This is a genomic window from Moraxella nonliquefaciens (assembly GCF_001679005.1).
In the GTDB taxonomy this organism is placed as follows: domain Bacteria; phylum Pseudomonadota; class Gammaproteobacteria; order Pseudomonadales; family Moraxellaceae; genus Moraxella; species Moraxella nonliquefaciens.
In genome coordinates this window covers 1-17,152 of sequence record NZ_LXTW01000012.1, presented here as the reverse complement: position 1 = coordinate 17,152, position 17,152 = coordinate 1, and the positions used below count along the sequence as shown (strand labels likewise).

The 17,152-nt window shown below is 43.8% G+C and carries 12 protein-coding genes, 2 tRNA genes and 1 pseudogene; 8 read left to right on the top strand and 7 right to left on the bottom strand.

What is annotated here, in order from left to right:
• Positions 1-62: 62 nt before the first annotated feature.
• From A7456_RS12035 to A7456_RS11890, 3 genes and pseudogenes are all read right to left on the bottom strand, one after another.
• Positions 63-308, bottom strand: a pseudogene (locus tag A7456_RS12035) (RepB family plasmid replication initiator protein); the annotation flags it as partial.
• A gap of 103 nt (positions 309-411) precedes the next feature.
• Positions 412-1,743, bottom strand: coding sequence for a glutamyl-tRNA reductase (hemA, locus tag A7456_RS04235; protein WP_067007916.1), 1,332 nt, complete (start codon positions 1,741-1,743; stop codon positions 412-414).
• A gap of 276 nt (positions 1,744-2,019) precedes the next feature.
• A complete protein-coding gene (locus A7456_RS11890; protein ID WP_265733121.1) occupies positions 2,020-2,142 on the bottom strand; it encodes a hypothetical protein in 123 nt (40 codons plus the stop codon).
• Between the two features lie 163 nt (positions 2,143-2,305).
• On the opposite strand from A7456_RS11890, the gene A7456_RS04230 reads away from it, so the two are divergent.
• The 8 genes from A7456_RS04230 to A7456_RS04195 all read left to right on the top strand — a co-directional run bounded on the left by A7456_RS04230 (position 2,306) and on the right by A7456_RS04195 (position 9,834).
• Complete coding sequence (locus A7456_RS04230; protein WP_145916060.1) at positions 2,306-4,270, top strand: tetratricopeptide repeat protein; 1,965 nt, start codon at positions 2,306-2,308, stop codon at positions 4,268-4,270.
• A gap of 252 nt (positions 4,271-4,522) precedes the next feature.
• Positions 4,523-5,098 (top strand): lipoprotein insertase outer membrane protein LolB, encoded by a 576-nt coding sequence (gene lolB, locus A7456_RS04225; RefSeq protein WP_067007914.1) that lies wholly within the window; start codon positions 4,523-4,525, stop codon positions 5,096-5,098.
• A 4-nt stretch (positions 5,099-5,102) separates the two neighbouring features.
• The gene (gene ispE, locus A7456_RS04220; protein ID WP_067007912.1) at positions 5,103-5,972 is read left to right on the top strand and encodes a 4-(cytidine 5'-diphospho)-2-C-methyl-D-erythritol kinase; all 870 of its coding nucleotides are present in this window, start codon (positions 5,103-5,105) and stop codon (positions 5,970-5,972) included.
• Between the two features lie 110 nt (positions 5,973-6,082).
• A tRNA-Gln gene (locus A7456_RS04215) sits at positions 6,083-6,158 on the top strand.
• A gap of 310 nt (positions 6,159-6,468) precedes the next feature.
• Positions 6,469-6,544: transfer RNA gene (locus tag A7456_RS04210), tRNA-Gln, on the top strand.
• Positions 6,545-6,724: 180 nt separating this feature from the next.
• Positions 6,725-7,672 (top strand): ribose-phosphate pyrophosphokinase, encoded by a 948-nt coding sequence (locus A7456_RS04205; protein ID WP_066888481.1) that lies wholly within the window; start codon positions 6,725-6,727, stop codon positions 7,670-7,672.
• A 237-nt stretch (positions 7,673-7,909) separates the two neighbouring features.
• Complete coding sequence (locus tag A7456_RS04200; RefSeq protein ID WP_067007910.1) at positions 7,910-8,917, top strand: class 1 fructose-bisphosphatase; 1,008 nt, start codon at positions 7,910-7,912, stop codon at positions 8,915-8,917.
• 140 nt (positions 8,918-9,057) lie between these two features.
• Positions 9,058-9,834, top strand: coding sequence for a TrmH family RNA methyltransferase (locus A7456_RS04195; protein ID WP_067007907.1), 777 nt, complete (start codon positions 9,058-9,060; stop codon positions 9,832-9,834).
• A 133-nt stretch (positions 9,835-9,967) separates the two neighbouring features.
• Here A7456_RS04195 and A7456_RS04190 read toward each other — a convergent pair whose 3' ends face one another.
• From A7456_RS04190 to polA, 4 genes are all read right to left on the bottom strand, one after another.
• The gene (locus A7456_RS04190; RefSeq protein WP_067007904.1) at positions 9,968-11,479 is read right to left on the bottom strand and encodes an anthranilate synthase component I family protein; all 1,512 of its coding nucleotides are present in this window, start codon (positions 11,477-11,479) and stop codon (positions 9,968-9,970) included.
• A 152-nt stretch (positions 11,480-11,631) separates the two neighbouring features.
• Positions 11,632-11,958, bottom strand: coding sequence for a protein tyrosine phosphatase family protein (locus tag A7456_RS04185; RefSeq protein WP_066892238.1), 327 nt, complete (start codon positions 11,956-11,958; stop codon positions 11,632-11,634).
• Between the two features lie 81 nt (positions 11,959-12,039).
• Positions 12,040-13,785 carry a SulP family inorganic anion transporter gene (locus tag A7456_RS04180; RefSeq protein WP_227713284.1) on the bottom strand — a complete coding sequence of 582 codons (1,746 nt, stop codon included), beginning with the start codon at positions 13,783-13,785 and terminating at the stop codon, positions 12,040-12,042.
• A 195-nt stretch (positions 13,786-13,980) separates the two neighbouring features.
• Positions 13,981-16,875 carry a DNA polymerase I gene (gene polA / locus A7456_RS04175; protein WP_067007899.1) on the bottom strand — a complete coding sequence of 965 codons (2,895 nt, stop codon included), beginning with the start codon at positions 16,873-16,875 and terminating at the stop codon, positions 13,981-13,983.
• Positions 16,876-17,152: the final 277 nt, after the last annotated feature.

Sequence of the window (17,152 nt, the reverse complement as noted above, 5' to 3'; positions counted from 1 at the left end):
AGGGAAATATCTAGCCAACCTTTACCACTCTTTTTATCCAAATTCTGCATAAAAAATTCATATAACCGCATGGCATATTGGCTAGACAGTTGGGCGACTTGCTCAATCTCGTAGGTGGTAAAGCGTTTTTCAAGCTCTACAAGCATAGGTACGGTATCATCGGCAAACTTAAATAAAACCGTTGCCCCATCGTCTATGTAGTCTACCGCTTGCACAAAACGGCGATAAGCAACCTGCTTTTTGCCATGCTTATTAATAAATTTGTATCCCCATTCAGCACGGAATAAATCCACAACTGCTTTTTTTAAAACTCTATAAGCGACTTAGCGAGTTATCCCAAAAGTTTGCATGTAGTCATCAGCATGAATAATCAACTGTTTGCCTTGCAACTGCTCCACACTACCGCAATACTCAGACCTGCCCATCACGATAATCCATCAGAGCTGTCGCCACCATCTCTAAAAGCTGTGAATCTTGGTGTGTGGCAACCGTACGAATAAGGCGTGATGGCGAATGGGTAAGCGTGTTGGTCAAACGATGGGCAAATTCATCCAGCACCACTGTCATGTCATCACCTTGTGCCAAACGGTGTTTGGCATGTGATAACAGTCGCCTCTTGTGATTGTCTGCCATCATGCGATAATCAGCGATATAACGCTTGGCAGACAACAACTGCATTTGGCTCTCAATGCTTAGGGTCAGCTGACTGACCATAAGTTCTGCTTCTACCGCCGCTTGTTTTCTCTCTTGTAGATTACCTGCGATGACGTGCTGTAAATCATCCACTGAATACAGATAAACATCATCAAATCCGCCCACCATAGGGTCAATGTCTCGTGGCACTGCCAAATCCACCAGTAGCAAAGGACGATGACGACGCACTTTTTGGGCATGTCTAACCATATGGGCATCAATGAGCGTATCCATGCTTCCACTACAACTGCTCACCACATCGGCATGACCTAGCACGGTCTCCAAACTGTCTAAGCCCACACACCTAACATGCACCATACGCCCTGCATTGTCCGCCATTTGCACCAATTCATCTTTTAGCAGTTCGGCACGCTTTGGGCTACGATTGGCGATGATGATATTTTTCATGCCAAGATTTGCCACGTTATGAGCGACAAGGCGATTCATCTCGCCTGCTGCTACCATAAGTAGCGTGGCATCCTCTGGCTTATCAAATATCTGCGTAACCAACTTAGCAGCAGCAAAACCCAACGTTACCGCCTGCTGTCCAACTTTGCTATCACGGCGAACACTGCGTGCCGATGCAAAAATCTGCTGGGTTAGCCAATGAAAATCACTGCCCATTCCATTGACCGCCTGCGACTGTGAGACTGCTTTTCTGATTTGCCCTAAAATCTGTGGCTCTCCCAGTATCATTGAATCAAGTCCAGATGCCACTCTAAGCCAGTGGTTCAAAGCACGATTGTTCTCATAAATGTACAAAAAAGGCAACATGTCATCTAATGCCACGCCTTTGAACTTAGCAAACCATGACCGCACAAGCCTTGCCTGCACACTCACATCATCATCATGGGTCGCTTGCCATTCATCATCAAATCCCACATAAATCTCACTGCGATTGCAAGTAGAGACGATGACCACGCCCAAAACCGATTCGTCAAGATGACAAATGTCCGTGATTGCTTGCGTCAAATCCGAGCCGAACGACAACCGCTCTCGCAAGGCAACAGGGGCGGTTTTGTGATTAACTCCGATGACGGCTAATTTCATGGCAGGCTAAGTATGCTAACTATTTGGTGGACAAAATTGGTGGATAAAACAAATCAGACAAATGATAAAACGGATTATTATAACACCATTTGCCAAAAACACGCAAAAAATGGAGCTATTTATAAAACTTTTCAATAAAAACACCATTTGAGCAAAAGCAATCTCAAATCAATCACCTCATACATGTAAAATCAGACATGTAAAGATAAGCACACCCTGATAGACAATCAATAAAAATGGTGATACAATACAAAAAAAAACGGTCATCATTTTTTATCATTTTTTATCTCTTTGGTCTTGAAAAAAATTCTTCCCATCCCCATCAATAACCATCATAACTTTTTCCTCAACCCACTGCCCCTCCTTCAGTGGGTCTTTTTTTGCCCCAATTTTACCCAAATTTTTACCCAAAATGGCTATATACGCTTTATACAATTTTCATAAGCATGCCCATGTTGATATTTTTGGTAATTTTACATTAAATTTTTTTAAAACATTGCAACTGTTTGGCGTTTTATCTTATAATAATACTCTTTATCCATCAATTTTTACCATGAGTGCAATGCCAAATATTGGGCAGTCTTATCAAAGCACCAAACCCACTAATAAAAAACGCCTCATCCTAGTGCTGTGCGTATTGGTATTTTTGCACCTTAGCGAACAAACCACGCCCAAAGCACAGGCAGGGGTTTTTGATTCATTGTTAAAAATCTTACTGCCATTTTATGATAATGACCGCAAGGCTTTGAGTGATGACCGTCAAGACGAAGAACCAGCAATCCCAGCAATCCCAGATGAATCGGATCAATTTAACACACCTGATGAAATGGGTAAATTTACAAATGTTGATACCGATGACAATCCACTCAACGCCAAAACATCAAACATGGCTGATATCATCTTTGATGATGCCCTAAATGCCCATGACAGTACGCCCGTGCTTGGTTATCCTGACTTATACGCTCTGCTGTCGGCTGAATTTGGTGTGGATAGGGGGCAGATTGATAAGTCTTTGACCATCTACAAAACAGAGAGCTTTGCCATCCATGCCACTGCCGTCTTTGAGCGTGCGTTGGCGTTGTCCATTGAGTACGAAACCCCCAAACAATCGCTTGCCTTTGCTCGGGCGTGGCAACGACAAAACCCTGAACACATCCCTGCATGGTTCTATGTCGCCCATCTTGCCCTAAAAGCAGGCGACTACCATGAAGCAAACACCATGTTGGCGATGATTTTGGACTATGATGAAAAGGCGGATTTGACGGGGATTTTGACAGGGATTTTTCCACAAAACCCCGATGAACAAAGACAGCTTTTTACCGCCCTGCAAACCATGGAAGATGACAATCCATCGCTGTCGGTACTAAGGGCAGGTCTGCTACTACGCCTAAAAGACTATACTCCTGCCTTGGTTCACGTCAATAAAGCTCTAAAAGATGAACCTGACAATCTTGCTTTTATCACCCTAAAAATAGACATTTTAAAAGAAAGCGGTCAAGAATCCGCCATGTGGGCATTTATCCGCCAAAAAGTTAAGCAATTACCCACCATCAAAGAACTGCATTTATATGAGATTCGTCATGAGATAGACATGGGTCAGCTTGGACAAGCGTGGGATTTATTGCAAGTGGCAAACCGCCAAACCAAAGACCCTGATGTCGCCCTACTGACTACCTTGGTTGGTCTGGACATTGGCAAATACGAGAACGCTCGCACAATTTTGACCTCTTTGCTTGACATTCCCGCTTTTAATAGCCGTGCCAATTACTACCTTGCCATCAGTTATGAACGTTCAGACAATCTTAGCCTTGCCAAAGAACATTATGAAAAAGTCAAAGACCATGAACATGTGTTAGATGCTCGCACCAAAGTGGTCGGCTATTATCTTGCCAAAGATGATGTGGATAAAGCGATTGCCACTTTGGTGCGTCTGCGTGATGATTTTGAGATTTATGCCATTGACAGCTATTTGCTCCATGCTGAGATTTTATTGCGTCAAGGCAAAAAGGTTCAAGCTCAAAATCTACTCACCGCCGCCAATCGTGAATATCCTGATGATGACCGCCTGCTCTTCGCCAGTTTTCAGCTTTTAGAAAATGAAATCAGCGATGACGACAAACGCTTCGCCATTGACAAACTCTTAGAGCTTGACCGCATGAACCCTGCATATCGCTTGGCTGACATCAAACTTCGCCTAAGCCAAAACCCAAATGACCTCTTAGCACTTGATGAAGCATTGGATATTACCCAAATCAAATCAGATGACCCCAATTATGACCCACAGTTACAGCTTGAAGCACTTATTGTACTTGGCAATCACGCTCTATCACAGGGCAATTATCAGACGGTGCTAGACTATTTGGAAGTGCCTTATGAAGTCGCCCCCAATCTAAATGCAGGCATTACCCTGCTGCGTGCCTATCAAGGGCTTGGTGAATCTGACAAGGTCAATCACCTGCTCGCTGACCTACAAAACCGATTTGCCTTTGGACAAAATCGCACAGGGCAGGAGATGCAGGAGTATTAGAGTTTGGGAAATGATTTTTGAGATTGTTAATTGATTTGTAAGGGCAACTTGCAATTTGCTCCATGTAAAATTAATTTTTGGACAAATAATTCACCCCACACATCCAAATTTTAATATGTATTTTTATTTGGCAATGTCTTATTTAAATTAACTTTTAAACAACTGTTAAACAACTTTAAAAAATCTTTTTAACCATCATTCTTCATTAATTCCTTACTCATCATTATTTACCATTTAATCATCAGGACACCCATGAAATTTACCCGCCCCCTTATTCTTGCCCTAGTCGCCACAGGCTCGCTTACCGCTTGCCAAACCCTACCCAAGACCGCCCCTGTCATCAACGAGCAGACTTATGATGATGTCCTACGCTTTGCCATCACCGGTAAAATCGGCATCACCACAAACACCGCCAACGGCAAACAGGCAGGCAGTGCTTTTTATAACTGGGGACAAGAAGATGAACGCTTTGCCATTGACCTAACAGGGGCGTTTGGCATGGGGGCGACCCAAATCCGCTATGACGGACAGCAAGCCACACTCACCAACGACAAAGGCGAGATACAGGCAGACAGCCCCGAAGCACTGCTCCAAAAAGCCACAGGCTGGCACGCCCCCATCAGTCATCTGCCCCACTGGATTGTCGGCAAAACCGCCCAAGGCGACACCGACAGTCAGCAGGACGAACAAGGCAGACTCACCCAAAGCACCAATGATGACTGGACAGCCAGTTTTGAATACCCCAAAAACAGCCCACGCCCCAGCCGTCTTGTCATTCATCACACTGATGGACACCATGTGGTGATGACCATCGTTTATCCCAATTGATATCATGAATCAGCTTACTTTATTCTCACCTGCCAAACTCAACTTGTTCTTACACATTACTGGCAGAGCGGACAACGGTTATCATCATTTGCAAAGCGTCTTTACCGCCATTGATTTTGGCGATACGCTCTCTTTTCGCACGTCCACAAGTCAAAAACTTGTTAACTTGATAGGAGCAGATAATCTCACCGATGACATCAATGACAACCTTATCGTTAAGGCAGTACAAGCCCTAGCCAAACGTTATCCTGCCTATACATCATCCGTCCAAATTATCCTAGAAAAGCACATACCCACAGGGGCAGGACTTGGCGGTGGTTCGTCCAATTGTGCCACAACACTCATCGCCATCAATGAACTGTGGGGACTGCGACTGTGTACCGATGAACTCATGAGCATTGGGGCAAGTCTTGGAGCTGATGTGCCGTTTTTTATTTTTGCTTATTTTTACAAATCCTCCGCCATCGCCACAGGTATTGGTGAGATACTGACCGCCATTGACCTGCCTGACTGCGGTTATTTGGTGCTACTGCCCGATGAACACATCAGCACCGCCACATTATTTAACTGCGATGAACTCAGACAAGATCATCCTGTGTATGACCATCATACCCTATTAGGTGCTAACTTTTTTGGTGAAAATGCCTTATTTGGCAATGTCTTCACCCCACTGGTACTGGCACGCTCTGCCAAAGTTGCCCATGCCTTTGGTTATCTGAGCGACCTAGAACATCAGTTTGGCACCAAAGCACGCATGAGTGGCACAGGCTCAGCGGTGTTTTTGCCCATTCCTTATGAACTCAATGACACCGCCATCAACCACTTGATAGATAACGCCCCCTGTCCTGCGTTATTTGTTCGAGGATTGTATTAAAAATGGTAATTTTAAATTTATAATTTTCAAACACTTAGCAATTTATTTTAAAATTTTAAAAATTATCCCTTGCATAAATTTAATTTTTCAGTATAATTATCTTCCTATGTAGGGGCGTCGCCAAGTTGGTAAGGCATCAGGTTTTGATCCTGACATCCGTTGGTTCGAGTCCAGCCGCCTCTGCCATTTTCTTCTAGAAAGAAAGCAAAAGGTGAAAAAGCCAGTTTTTTAACTGGCTTTTTTGCATTTATTGTTCATGTTATTCACACATTGGCATTTTGCGTTTTAGCAGTTTTGAGTCCTTGCAATAAAATGGTATAAAATAAGCCTGCTAACCCCACTGTCCCAACCATAGGATTTTTTCATGTCATATAATGCTAATTTTAAATTGATAATTTTAAATTGATAATTTTCAAACACTTAGCAATTTATTTTAAAATTTTAAAAATTATCCCTTGCATAAATTTAATTTTTCAGTATAATCATCTTCCTATGTAGGGGCGTCGCCAAGTTGGTAAGGCATCAGGTTTTGATCCTGACATCCGTTGGTTCGAGTCCAGCCGCCTCTGCCATTTCCTTTTGGAAAAAATAGAGTGAAAAAGCCAGTTTTTTAACTGGCTTTTTTGCATTTATTGTTCATGTTATTCACACATTGGCATTTTGCGTTTTAGCAGTTTTGAGTCTTTGCAATGATGACAAAAAATGGTAAAATAAGCCTGCTAACCCCACTGTCCCAACCATAGGATTTTTTCATGTCATATATGGCCGTCTTTTCAGGAAGTGCCAATCCTGAACTTGCCCAAACTGTCGCCAACCATCTTCATATTCCCCTAAGTAAGTCTGACATTACCCGTTTTTCTGATGGCGAAATTGCCGTTGAGATTAAAGAGAACGTGCGTGGCAAAGATGTTTTTATCCTACAACCAACCTGTGCTCCAACCAATGACCATCTGATGGAGGTGGTGCTACTGGCGGATGCACTGCGTCGTTCTAGTGCAGGACGCATCACAGCCGTGATTCCTTATTTTGGCTATGCTCGCCAAGACCGTCGCCCTCGTTCGGCGCGTGTACCCATCTCGGCGCGTGTGGTGGCAGACATTTTATCTATTGCAGGCATTGACCGTGTGATGGTGGTAGATTTGCACGCTGACCAAATTCAAGGTTTCTTTGATGTGCCTGTGGATAACCTATACGCCACACCTGTGTTGCTTAGTGACCTAAAACAAAAAAATTACGAAAACATCATGGTCGTCTCTCCTGATGTCGGTGGTGTGGTGCGAGCCAGAGCCGTCGCCAAATCACTGGGTGATGCTGACCTTGCCATCATAGACAAACGCCGTGCCAAAGCCAACGAATCGGAGGTCATGCACATTATCGGCGATGTTTTGGGGCGTGATTGTATCATCGTTGATGACATTGTGGACACCGCAGGCACGCTGTGTAAAGCCGCTCAGGCTCTAAAAGACAAAGGTGCAAAACGTGTGGTCGGCTACATCACACACCCTGTACTCTCAGGCAAGGCTTTGGACAACATCACAAACTCCGCCTTAGACGAGATTGTCGTTACTGACACCATTCCTTTGACCGACAAGGCCAAGGCCTGCTCAAAGATACGTCAGGTAACCATCGCCTCGATGATTGCTGAGAGTTTACGTCGCATCAATAACGAAGAGTCCATCAGTGCGATGTTTGATTATTAATATGTATTATTGATACATCGGCATGGGCAGGCTTGATGGATTTACTCGTCAAGTTCGCCCTTTTGTCATCTGCTATCAATGTATCATTTTACTCGTCTAAGTCATATTAGGGCATGCCTACCTTATAATAATACAATATAGTACAATTTATATACACAAATTTTTAGAATAAAATATCTCTGATATCTTGTCTGTTTCATGACAAAATAAGAGCATTTATGACTTTAAGGATTTATCATGGTCGCACAAACCACGCTCACCCAATACCTAAAAAATCATACCACACCAGAGCTTGCCAGTACCATAACAACGCTTGCCACTGCCAGCGTGGCAATTAGCCAACTTCTAAACAAAGGAGCATTGGCAGGCATTCATGGAGAGGCGGGCAATCAAAACGTACAAGGTGAAGCCCAAAAAAAGCTGGACGTCATTTCTAACGACTTATTACTAAACGCTCTCACTCACAACCCTAACTGTGCAGGGGTTGCCAGTGAAGAGTTAGATGAGATAAACCCTGCCAATGACAATGGCACACTACTGGTTGCCTTTGACCCACTTGATGGCTCATCAAATATTGACATTAACATGACGGTAGGGACGATTTTTTCTATTTTGCCTTATCACAATCAGGGACAAAAAGCAACCGAAGCCGATTTTTTACAAAAAGGAGCAAACCAAATTGGGGCAGGTTACTTTATCTATGGCACATCCACGATGCTGACAGTTACCTTTGGTGCAGGTGTTGCCATGTTTAGCTTTGACCCAATCAGTCAAACTTATATCCTTATCAATGATGACGTGCGTATCAGTAGCGATACCGCCGAATACGCCATCAACGCATCCAACCGCCGTTATTGGTTACCGCCCATGCAACAGTACATTGAAGAACTTGTACAAGGCGATACAGGTGTGCGAGCCAAAGATTACAACACTCGCTGGGTGGCGGCGATGATTGCAGACGTACACCGTATTTTGATGCGTGGAGGGATATTTATGTATCCTTTTGACACCAAAATCACAGGCAAGGCAGGCAAACTTCGCCTAATGTACGAAGCCAATCCCATGAGTTTTGTCATTGAACAAGCAGGTGGTGCAAGCACGGATGGTGTAGAGCGTATTTTGGATATAACTCCCACACACATTCATCAGCGTATCCCTGTGGTATTGGGAGCAAAAAATGAAGTGGCGTACGTCAAGGATTTGCATAAAACAGCAGGAATTTTGGCAAATGGGGATAGGGCATGATGCAAAAGTTCTCTTTTTGATATCACTCCCAAGAAATACCGACAAAGCCAATCATTCCAATAATTCTGTGAAGTTTATTGAATTTATGCTAGGGCTTGTTCAAAAAACTTTGCAAGAATACATCAGCAATTGACATTTTTATGAACCTAATTACCTCAAAAGACAATCCCATCATCAAACACGCCCATGCCCTACTCACCCATCACCGTACTCGCAAAAAAAGCAGGCAGACAGTCATCGAGGGTGTGCATTTATTGGATGCGTTGTTAAAGCAGGGCTTTACTCCTCACAAGGTCATTTTATCAGAATTTGCCTTTACAAATGATGAAGTCGCTCCACTGCTGGCAAATGTCGCCAAAAAAGACATTGTTATTATCACCAACACACTTTATAAAAACATTCGTACATTGGGCGATGGTGTGGACATCATGGCAATCATTGACACACCCATACTCACACTCAATCACGTGGTTGGGGATTGCTTAATTTTGGATGGTTTGCAAGATGCTGGCAACATTGGCACGCTCTTGCGTACCGCATCAGCGGTCGGCATCACAACCATCATCACCACACCCACCACCGCTCATCTGTGGTCACCCAAATGCTTACGAGCGAGCATGGGAGCAAATTTTGCCTTGTCCATCCATGAACATATTGCCAGCGATGAGATTTTGGCAAAAGTGAAAACACCGCTCTATGCCACAAGCTCACACACCGATAAATTCATTTATCATCATGATTTGACCCATCCGATTGCGTGGGTACTAGGACATGAAGGGCAAGGTGTATCTGATGGCTTATTAAAAAATGCCACCCCCATCGCCCTGCCCCAACCAAATGGACAAGAAAGCCTAAATGTTGGCGTAGCAGGAAGCGTATGTTTTTATGAAATGCTAAGGCAGAGAAGTTTTGGATGACGCTACTGGCAGATAAGTCAATCTGTCATTAATGATGTCCGCTGTTTTGTCAGACAAAAAAATCATCACAAAGAACACCCAGTCAAACACATTGCTTGGCTTGTATTTGGCTTAATCTACAAATCCGCCAAAGTTATGATGACACCAAAAGTCCCTCGCACGCCATCTCTACCGCTTTAACAATGGCAAGTGCCTTTTTATTGGTTTCATCCCACTCTGCCACAGCATCAGAATCTGCCACCACACCTGCTCCTGCTTGGATATGAACCCGTCCATCTTTTAGCACAGCAGTACGAATGGCAATGGCGGTATCCATATTACCCATCCAACCAAGATAACCCACTGCCCCACCAAATACACTACGGCGAACAGGCTCTATCTCATCGATGATTTGCATGGCTCGGATTTTAGGAGCTCCTGACAGCGTACCGGCAGGAAATGTTGCACAAAATACATCTAAGGCGTCCTTGTCAGCTGCCACCGTCCCCTCTACGTTACTGGCGATGTGCATAACCTGTGAATAACGCTCAACAAACATTTTATTCGTTACTTTGACTGTGCCAATGTTGCACACCTTGCCAATATCGTTACGCCCCAAATCAATCAGCATAAGGTGTTCGGCGATTTCTTTTTGGTCTAAGAGCAGTTCAGCTTCTAGTGCTAAATCCTCCTCTCTATCCACGCCACGACGGCGAGTGCCTGCCAATGGTCGTACGGTAACTTTACGTTCATCACCCACCATCTCAATACGAGATAAAATCTCAGGCGATGCCCCCACGATATGAAATGGCTCATCATCTATCAACTCACCTTGGATGAGAAACAAATAAGGGGAGGGGTTAAGATAACGCAATGCCCGATACACCGCCAGAGGGTCGCCACTGTATTCACCTGACAGACGTTGGGCAGGGACAACTTGCATGACATCGCCTGCCTTGATATATTCTTTAATATAATTTACGTCCATACAGAACTTGTTTTGTCCTGTTTGTGAGATAAAATGCGGTAGAGGCTGTTTTTTGATGGTCAAATCAGGCTTGTGGGCAAGCAGACTTTCAATGACATCAAGTTGTTTTACCGCCTTTTTATAGCCATCTTTGGCATGCACATCGGCATAAACAATGATAGACAGCGTATGTTCTAAGTTGTCAAACACCACCACAGACGATGACAAGGTCAGCCACATATCAGGCAATTCAAGCGGATTTGGTGCGTTTGACACGCCCACAGATGGCTCAATCACTCGTATCATGTCATAGCCAAAATAGCCCACCAGCCCGCCACTAAACGCAGGTAAATTTGGCATGACATCTTGGCTTGGGGTTTTGTAGTCTGCCATAAAGGTACGGATAAACTCAAATGGGTCGGTATCGTGTGTGCTTATCTCATCCTTGCTTGTGTCCTTTAACACCACTTTACCATCATGATAGGTAATGATAATCTTTGAACCCAGTCCAATCATGGAATATCTCGCCCAACGTTCACCTCCTACAACCGATTCAAATAAATAGGCAGACGCAAAAAATTTTCGTAAATTGGCAAATACTGACACGGGCGTGGCATCGTCCATGAGACGTTTTTTGATGAGAGGAATGTGCGTGTAGCCTTGTTCGGCAAGCGTACAAAATTCAGATAAGGATAACATAAAAAGCCCCAAAAATCGTTTGGATTATTATAACCTAAAAAATTATTATAAACTAAAAAACCACACGACAAAAGACAATTAAAATCATCCAAATTCACCCATCACCCTACTTAGCACTAAGCCTTGGTACAAAATTCATTTAACAGCCATCATCAAATCAAACCACTCACCACCGCTGACTGATATAAACGTTTGGCACGACTGCCTGTCCCACAAAAAATCATGACAGGTTGGGGCAAATCAGACAACAAACGGGCAAACGCTTCAACCGTCTCCAAATGCAAACTGTCGCCATTGATGGGCAGATGACGATAAGACAGCCCCACCTGCTCGGCATGCCAACACAGCTCAGAAGTCTTAGGCTGCCCTGATGATTCATCATCAAAACGTAGGTTGATTAAACTCTTAAAACCCAAATCAAACAAGGCTTGGCACTGGCAAGGATGAATTTGTTTATACAGTGTAATATTTGCATGCATGCAACTCTCCGATGGCATTTTAATGACATGGGTTATCTTACCCAAAAACACATGAGCATTCAACACAAGTTTGGCATAAGCTTATGACAAAATTTTAGTATTTTGAGAATTTAAGGTTTTTACCGCCATGGCCGTGCTTAAAAACACCTGACCACTTAGCCCTTTGATGATGGGGGTGTTAATCAGGGCGTCCATAACAGGCCCTTTGATTTCAGCAAAATGTAGGTATTTATCATCCATGATAAGTGTGCGATTAAAATCGGCAAGCATTTCTTGGGCGGACAAATCCATGTGATTGACCGCTGTCATAATGATGACGATGTGGCGAGCGGTAGGATACTTACAACAAATGTCATCCAAGGCGGCACGAACGCTGGCGACATTGCCAAAATACAGGCTCTCATCAATGCGAATGAGTATGATATTTTCAAAAGTTTGTGCCTGATGGCGACAAATGTTACGAAAATGTTCACTGTCTGCTATCTGCCCCACAACCGCCACATGTGCACGGTGCGAGCGATAAATAATCAGAGCAAAACTGACCAAAAGCCCTGTAATAAGTCCAACATTTAACCCAAAGCCCACACATGCCACAAAGGTCATGGCAAGGGTTAGGGCTTCATTTTTGTCTTGGGTATAGGCAATCTTAAAACTTGTTACATCGATCATGGCAATGGCGGAGGTGATGATGATGGCAGAGAGTATTGCGTAGGGTAGCCCCGTGATGAATTGCCCCAAAAATAACGCAATAATCAGCACGCCTATGGCACAGACCATGGATGATAGGGGTGTGTTCGCTCCGAGTGCAACATTTAAACTGGTGCGAGAGATGCCGCCTGAGACAGCAAATCCACCAAAAAATGAACTTGCGATATTGGCAAGCCCCAACCCTTTTAGTTCATGGTTGGGAGTAAATGACTCTTGGCGGATGCGTGCTAAATTACCTGCCACACTGGCACTGGATATAAAGGCAATGAGTGCAATAAGTAAGGCTGATGGCAATAATGTGATGATGATGTCCAAATTTACCACAGGCAAGGCAGGCAAAGGTAGGTGTGTAGGTAAAGAGATGAGTGTGGCAATACCCAAATTGGCAAAACCATAATGGCGAGCGATGATGATACTTAGAGCAACGAGTATCACAATAAAAAAACGAGTGATGTGAGCATGAGAGGACTTAGGCAGCAGGCGATACAGCACGCCGTGCATGAGCGTGGGGCGATAGCGATTTATAAGTAGCAGTCCCAATGCCCCCAGCCCCAATACAGCAGTTGGCAGATGAAATAATCGCCCCTGCCCTACCATCTTAGTCATCATCTCTATCAATCCACTACCTGATAATGGCATGCCAATTAAGTGCTTTAACTGCCCCAAAATAATCAGCACAGATGCCCCACTAATAAAGCCACTGGTTACGCCACGGCTAACAAACTGCATGATCCAGCCCAAACGTATCACATGGGCGAGCATGAGTAGCACACCAACCATCAAAGCGAGCGTTATCGCCATTTGCTGATATTGCAAACTGCCCAACGCATAAGATGACAATGCCCCTGCTGTCATGATGGCGGTAATGGCAACAGGGCCTACGGCATTGACCGAGCTTGACCCCACATAGGCATATACCAGTGTTGGCACAATGGCACTATATAGACCCATGACAGGGGGCAGCCCTGCCAACAAGGCATAGCCCAAACTTTGGGGGATGACAAGTACCGCCATCATCAGCCCCGTACCAAGCTCAGGCAAGATACGCTTTGGCTCTGCCAACAATGGAACTAACCATGTGGGCATGAGAGTGATGGAGAGTCGCTTCATGAATGCCATATTTTATTTTCCATATTTGTATTTGATTGATGGTTTATTTGGTTTTATCAATCAAACAGACGTGTATTTGTGAGTATTTATGGGTATTTGGTGATTGTTGCGTCCAATTAGACCTGCCCTACCATCAGATTTGACATACACAAAATGGCAGACCCGTACGCCCAAACAAATCCAATCACACCCAACTTTAATGACTTAATGAGCCTCCTCCCAATTGTTACCCACACCCACCTCCACAACAAGCGGTACAGTAAACGCCACATCCCAACCTAACTCTTTGGCGGTATCGGTCAGCACGTTTTGCATGGCAGTTTTGATAATCTCACCCATCTCATCTGCCTTATCACTGTCCACTTCAAACACCAATTCATCATGCACTTGGAGCAAAAGTTTGGCATGGTCTTTGGGCAGGATTTTATCCACGGCTATCATGGCAAGTTTGATGATTTCGGCGGCAGAGCCTTGTAAGGGTGCGTTAATACTTGCCCGCTCTGCCCCCTGCCTTATCATGGCATTTGATGAGTTAATATTAGGAGCGTAGAGTTTTCGTCCCAAAATGGTGGTAACATAACCTGTTGATTTGGCGTAACTTTTGGTATTTTCCATGTAGTCATGTATGGCAGGATAACGGGCAAAATACCGCTTGATATAGTCCTTTGCCACGCCATTTTCTACGCCAAGCTGTTTGGCAAGCCCAAACACGCCCATACCGTATAACAGCCCAAAATTCACCGCCTTTGCCGAACGTCGCTCATTTGGCGTAACCTCTGCTAAGTCTTTTGCCATGATTTCACTGGCGGTGGCGGTATGGATGTCTAGGTTATTTTTAAAGGCATCAATCAAACGCTCATCGCCACTAAAATGAGCCATAAGCCGTAGCTCAATCTGAGAGTAGTCCGCCGCCAAAATCACCCGCCCCTTAGGTGCAACAAAGGCCTCACGAATGAGTCGCCCTGTATCGGTGCGAATGGGAATGTTTTGTAAATTGGGGTCGCTTGACGACAATCGTCCTGTACTTGTCAAGGCTTGATGGTAACTGGTATGTACTCGCCCTTGTTTGTCAGCGACTTTGGCAAGGGTGTCTGTATAGGTGCTTTTGAGTTTAGATAGGCTTCGATATTCTAGCATCACATCCACAAGGGGATGGTCAATTTTGGCAAGCACCGCCTCGGATGTGGAATATTGTCCTGTTTTGGTTTTTTTACCACCCATAATCCCCAGTTTATCAAATAAAATCTCGCCAAGCTGTTTGGGGCTTGCCACGTTAAAGCTCTCGCCCGCCAATACAAACGCCTTTTGTTCTAACTGGCTGATTTGATTGTCAAAAGCAAGCGATAATTTACCCAAAAATTCGGTCTTTATCAAAATGCCGTCATGCTCCATTTGGGCTAAGATTTGAGCGGTAGGGATTTCTAATTTGTGCAAAAGGCTATTGGTATTGGTATCTTTTTGTAAATACTCGTCAAACACACTAAACAAGCGATACGTAATGTCCGCATCTTCACACGCATAATCGCTTGCCTTATCCATGTCCACTTTATCAAAGCTAAGCTGTTTTACTCCTTTACCTGCCACGTCTTCAAAGGTGGTGGTATTTACGCCCAAATAGTGTCGTGCCAAATCGTCCATGTTATGCCGTGTCGCTACGCCGTTTATGACATAACTGGCTAACATGGTATCCATATGCCAATTATTTAGCTCAATGCCATACTTTTTAAAAATATGGCTGTCGTATTTAATGTGCTGTCCGATTTTGCCGATATTGGGGTTTTGTAAAATGGGTTTTAACTCATTTAAAACAAAGTCCCTATCTAATTGATTATCAAGCAAAATATCAAAATCGCCTGTATGCCCCACAGGGATATAATAGCCTTCATAATTGGTTGTAGCGATAGATACCCCAACCAACTCTGCTTTTTGCCAATCAATGCTGGTCGTCTCAGTATCAATGGCAAAATAAGGCACACTCTTTAATTTATCAATAAACTTATGAAATTCATCAAGGCTATTTATGGTTTTATAAGTACCTTGTTTAATGGGTAAGGGTTTAACAGATAATTCATCGCTGTTATCAGCCAAATTATCATCAAAAGGATTGTTTAATTCATTATCGGCATTGTCATTATTAAATAAATCATCAGTAACAGGCAAATCCGCCATTTTTAATAATGCCAACTGTTCTGCCATTTCTTTTTTAAATTCTAATGTCTTAAATAACTCATATAACGCTTTGGCACGTTTTATTTGTGTCTCTTTGTCATTGTCTAATCTTAATTCGTCAAATGAAATGGGTAATTGTAAATCGGTAACAATCGTGGCAAGGGTACGATTTAGGGGAATTTCATCTTGATGTTCAGCAATTTTTTGTCCAACCATGCCTTTGATGTTTGACAAATTTGCCAAAATGCCCTCAATGTTGCCATACTCACCAAGGAGTTTGCTTGCTGTCTTTGCACCCACTTTGGGAATGCCTGCAATGCCATCTGATGAATCGCCCATGAGCGTGAGATAATCGGCAATTTGGGTGTTGTGTACGCCAAATTTGTCAAAGACGCCTGCCACGTCTGTGATTTTATCTTTAAAGCTGTCTTCTAAAATCACACAGTCATTGACAAGCTGTGCCATGTCTTTATCGCCTGTGGAGATGACAACAGGGTAGCCCTGCATACAGGCGTTACGAGCAAGCGTGCCGATGATGTCGTCCGCTTCAAAACCGTCAATTTTAATAAGAGCAATGCCCAACTTTTCAATCAACTCATGAATGTAGGGAATTTGTACTTGTAAATCATCGTCCATCGGCGGACGGTGGGCCTTATAAGCGTCCGATAATTCGTGGCGAAAAGTTGGGGCTTTTGTGTCAAAGGCGACCGCCATGTGGGTGGGGTTGTACTTTTTTATGAGTTTACCCAAAGCATTTAGCACCCCACGAATGGCATTGGTAGGCAAACCATCTTGATTGGACAAAGGGGGCAAGCCATGAAAACAGCGAAATAAGTAATATGAACCATCCACCAAAATCACAGGAGGACGATTTTTGTCAATGCCAGATGTATCAAATTTGGCAAGGTTGGGAATGCTGGTGTAGGTCATGGTATGTTTTAGTAAGAATTTAAGATGACGCCAAAATGGCTAAACTAGGAGTAATCTGCCCACAAGATATCTTAATATCATCTGATATCACAGAATTTGGCGATGATTTATTTGTATTCGGTACACTCTACCTCTTCATCCACACAAAACATTTCATGGTGTTTGGCTCGGCATTGTTTAAGCACGTCCAAATGAGCCCTGCCACGACTGGCATTTTCAGAGCGATAGGTGTTGGTAAAGGCTTTGACCTTGCAAACGTGACGTACTCCCCTCCCTA

Bases quoted from the DNA above. Each gene is read 5' to 3' on its own strand.
- polA (WP_067007899.1), bottom strand. From the start codon at position 16,875: ATGACCTACACCAGCATTCCCAACCTTGCCAAATTTGATACATCTGGC.
- A7456_RS04200 (WP_067007910.1), top strand. From the start codon at position 7,910: ATGGTCGCACAAACCACGCTCACCCAATACCTAAAAAATCATACCACA.
- ispE (WP_067007912.1), top strand. From the start codon at position 5,103: ATGAATCAGCTTACTTTATTCTCACCTGCCAAACTCAACTTGTTCTTA.
- lolB (WP_067007914.1), top strand. From the start codon at position 4,523: ATGAAATTTACCCGCCCCCTTATTCTTGCCCTAGTCGCCACAGGCTCG.
- A7456_RS04180 (WP_227713284.1), bottom strand. From the start codon at position 13,785: ATGGCATTCATGAAGCGACTCTCCATCACTCTCATGCCCACATGGTTA.
- A7456_RS04190 (WP_067007904.1), bottom strand. From the start codon at position 11,479: ATGTTATCCTTATCTGAATTTTGTACGCTTGCCGAACAAGGCTACACG.
- A7456_RS04195 (WP_067007907.1), top strand. From the start codon at position 9,058: ATGAACCTAATTACCTCAAAAGACAATCCCATCATCAAACACGCCCAT.
- A7456_RS04185 (WP_066892238.1), bottom strand. From the start codon at position 11,958: ATGCATGCAAATATTACACTGTATAAACAAATTCATCCTTGCCAGTGC.
- A7456_RS04205 (WP_066888481.1), top strand. From the start codon at position 6,725: ATGTCATATATGGCCGTCTTTTCAGGAAGTGCCAATCCTGAACTTGCC.
- hemA (WP_067007916.1), bottom strand. From the start codon at position 1,743: ATGAAATTAGCCGTCATCGGAGTTAATCACAAAACCGCCCCTGTTGCC.
- A7456_RS04230 (WP_145916060.1), top strand. From the start codon at position 2,306: ATGCCAAATATTGGGCAGTCTTATCAAAGCACCAAACCCACTAATAAA.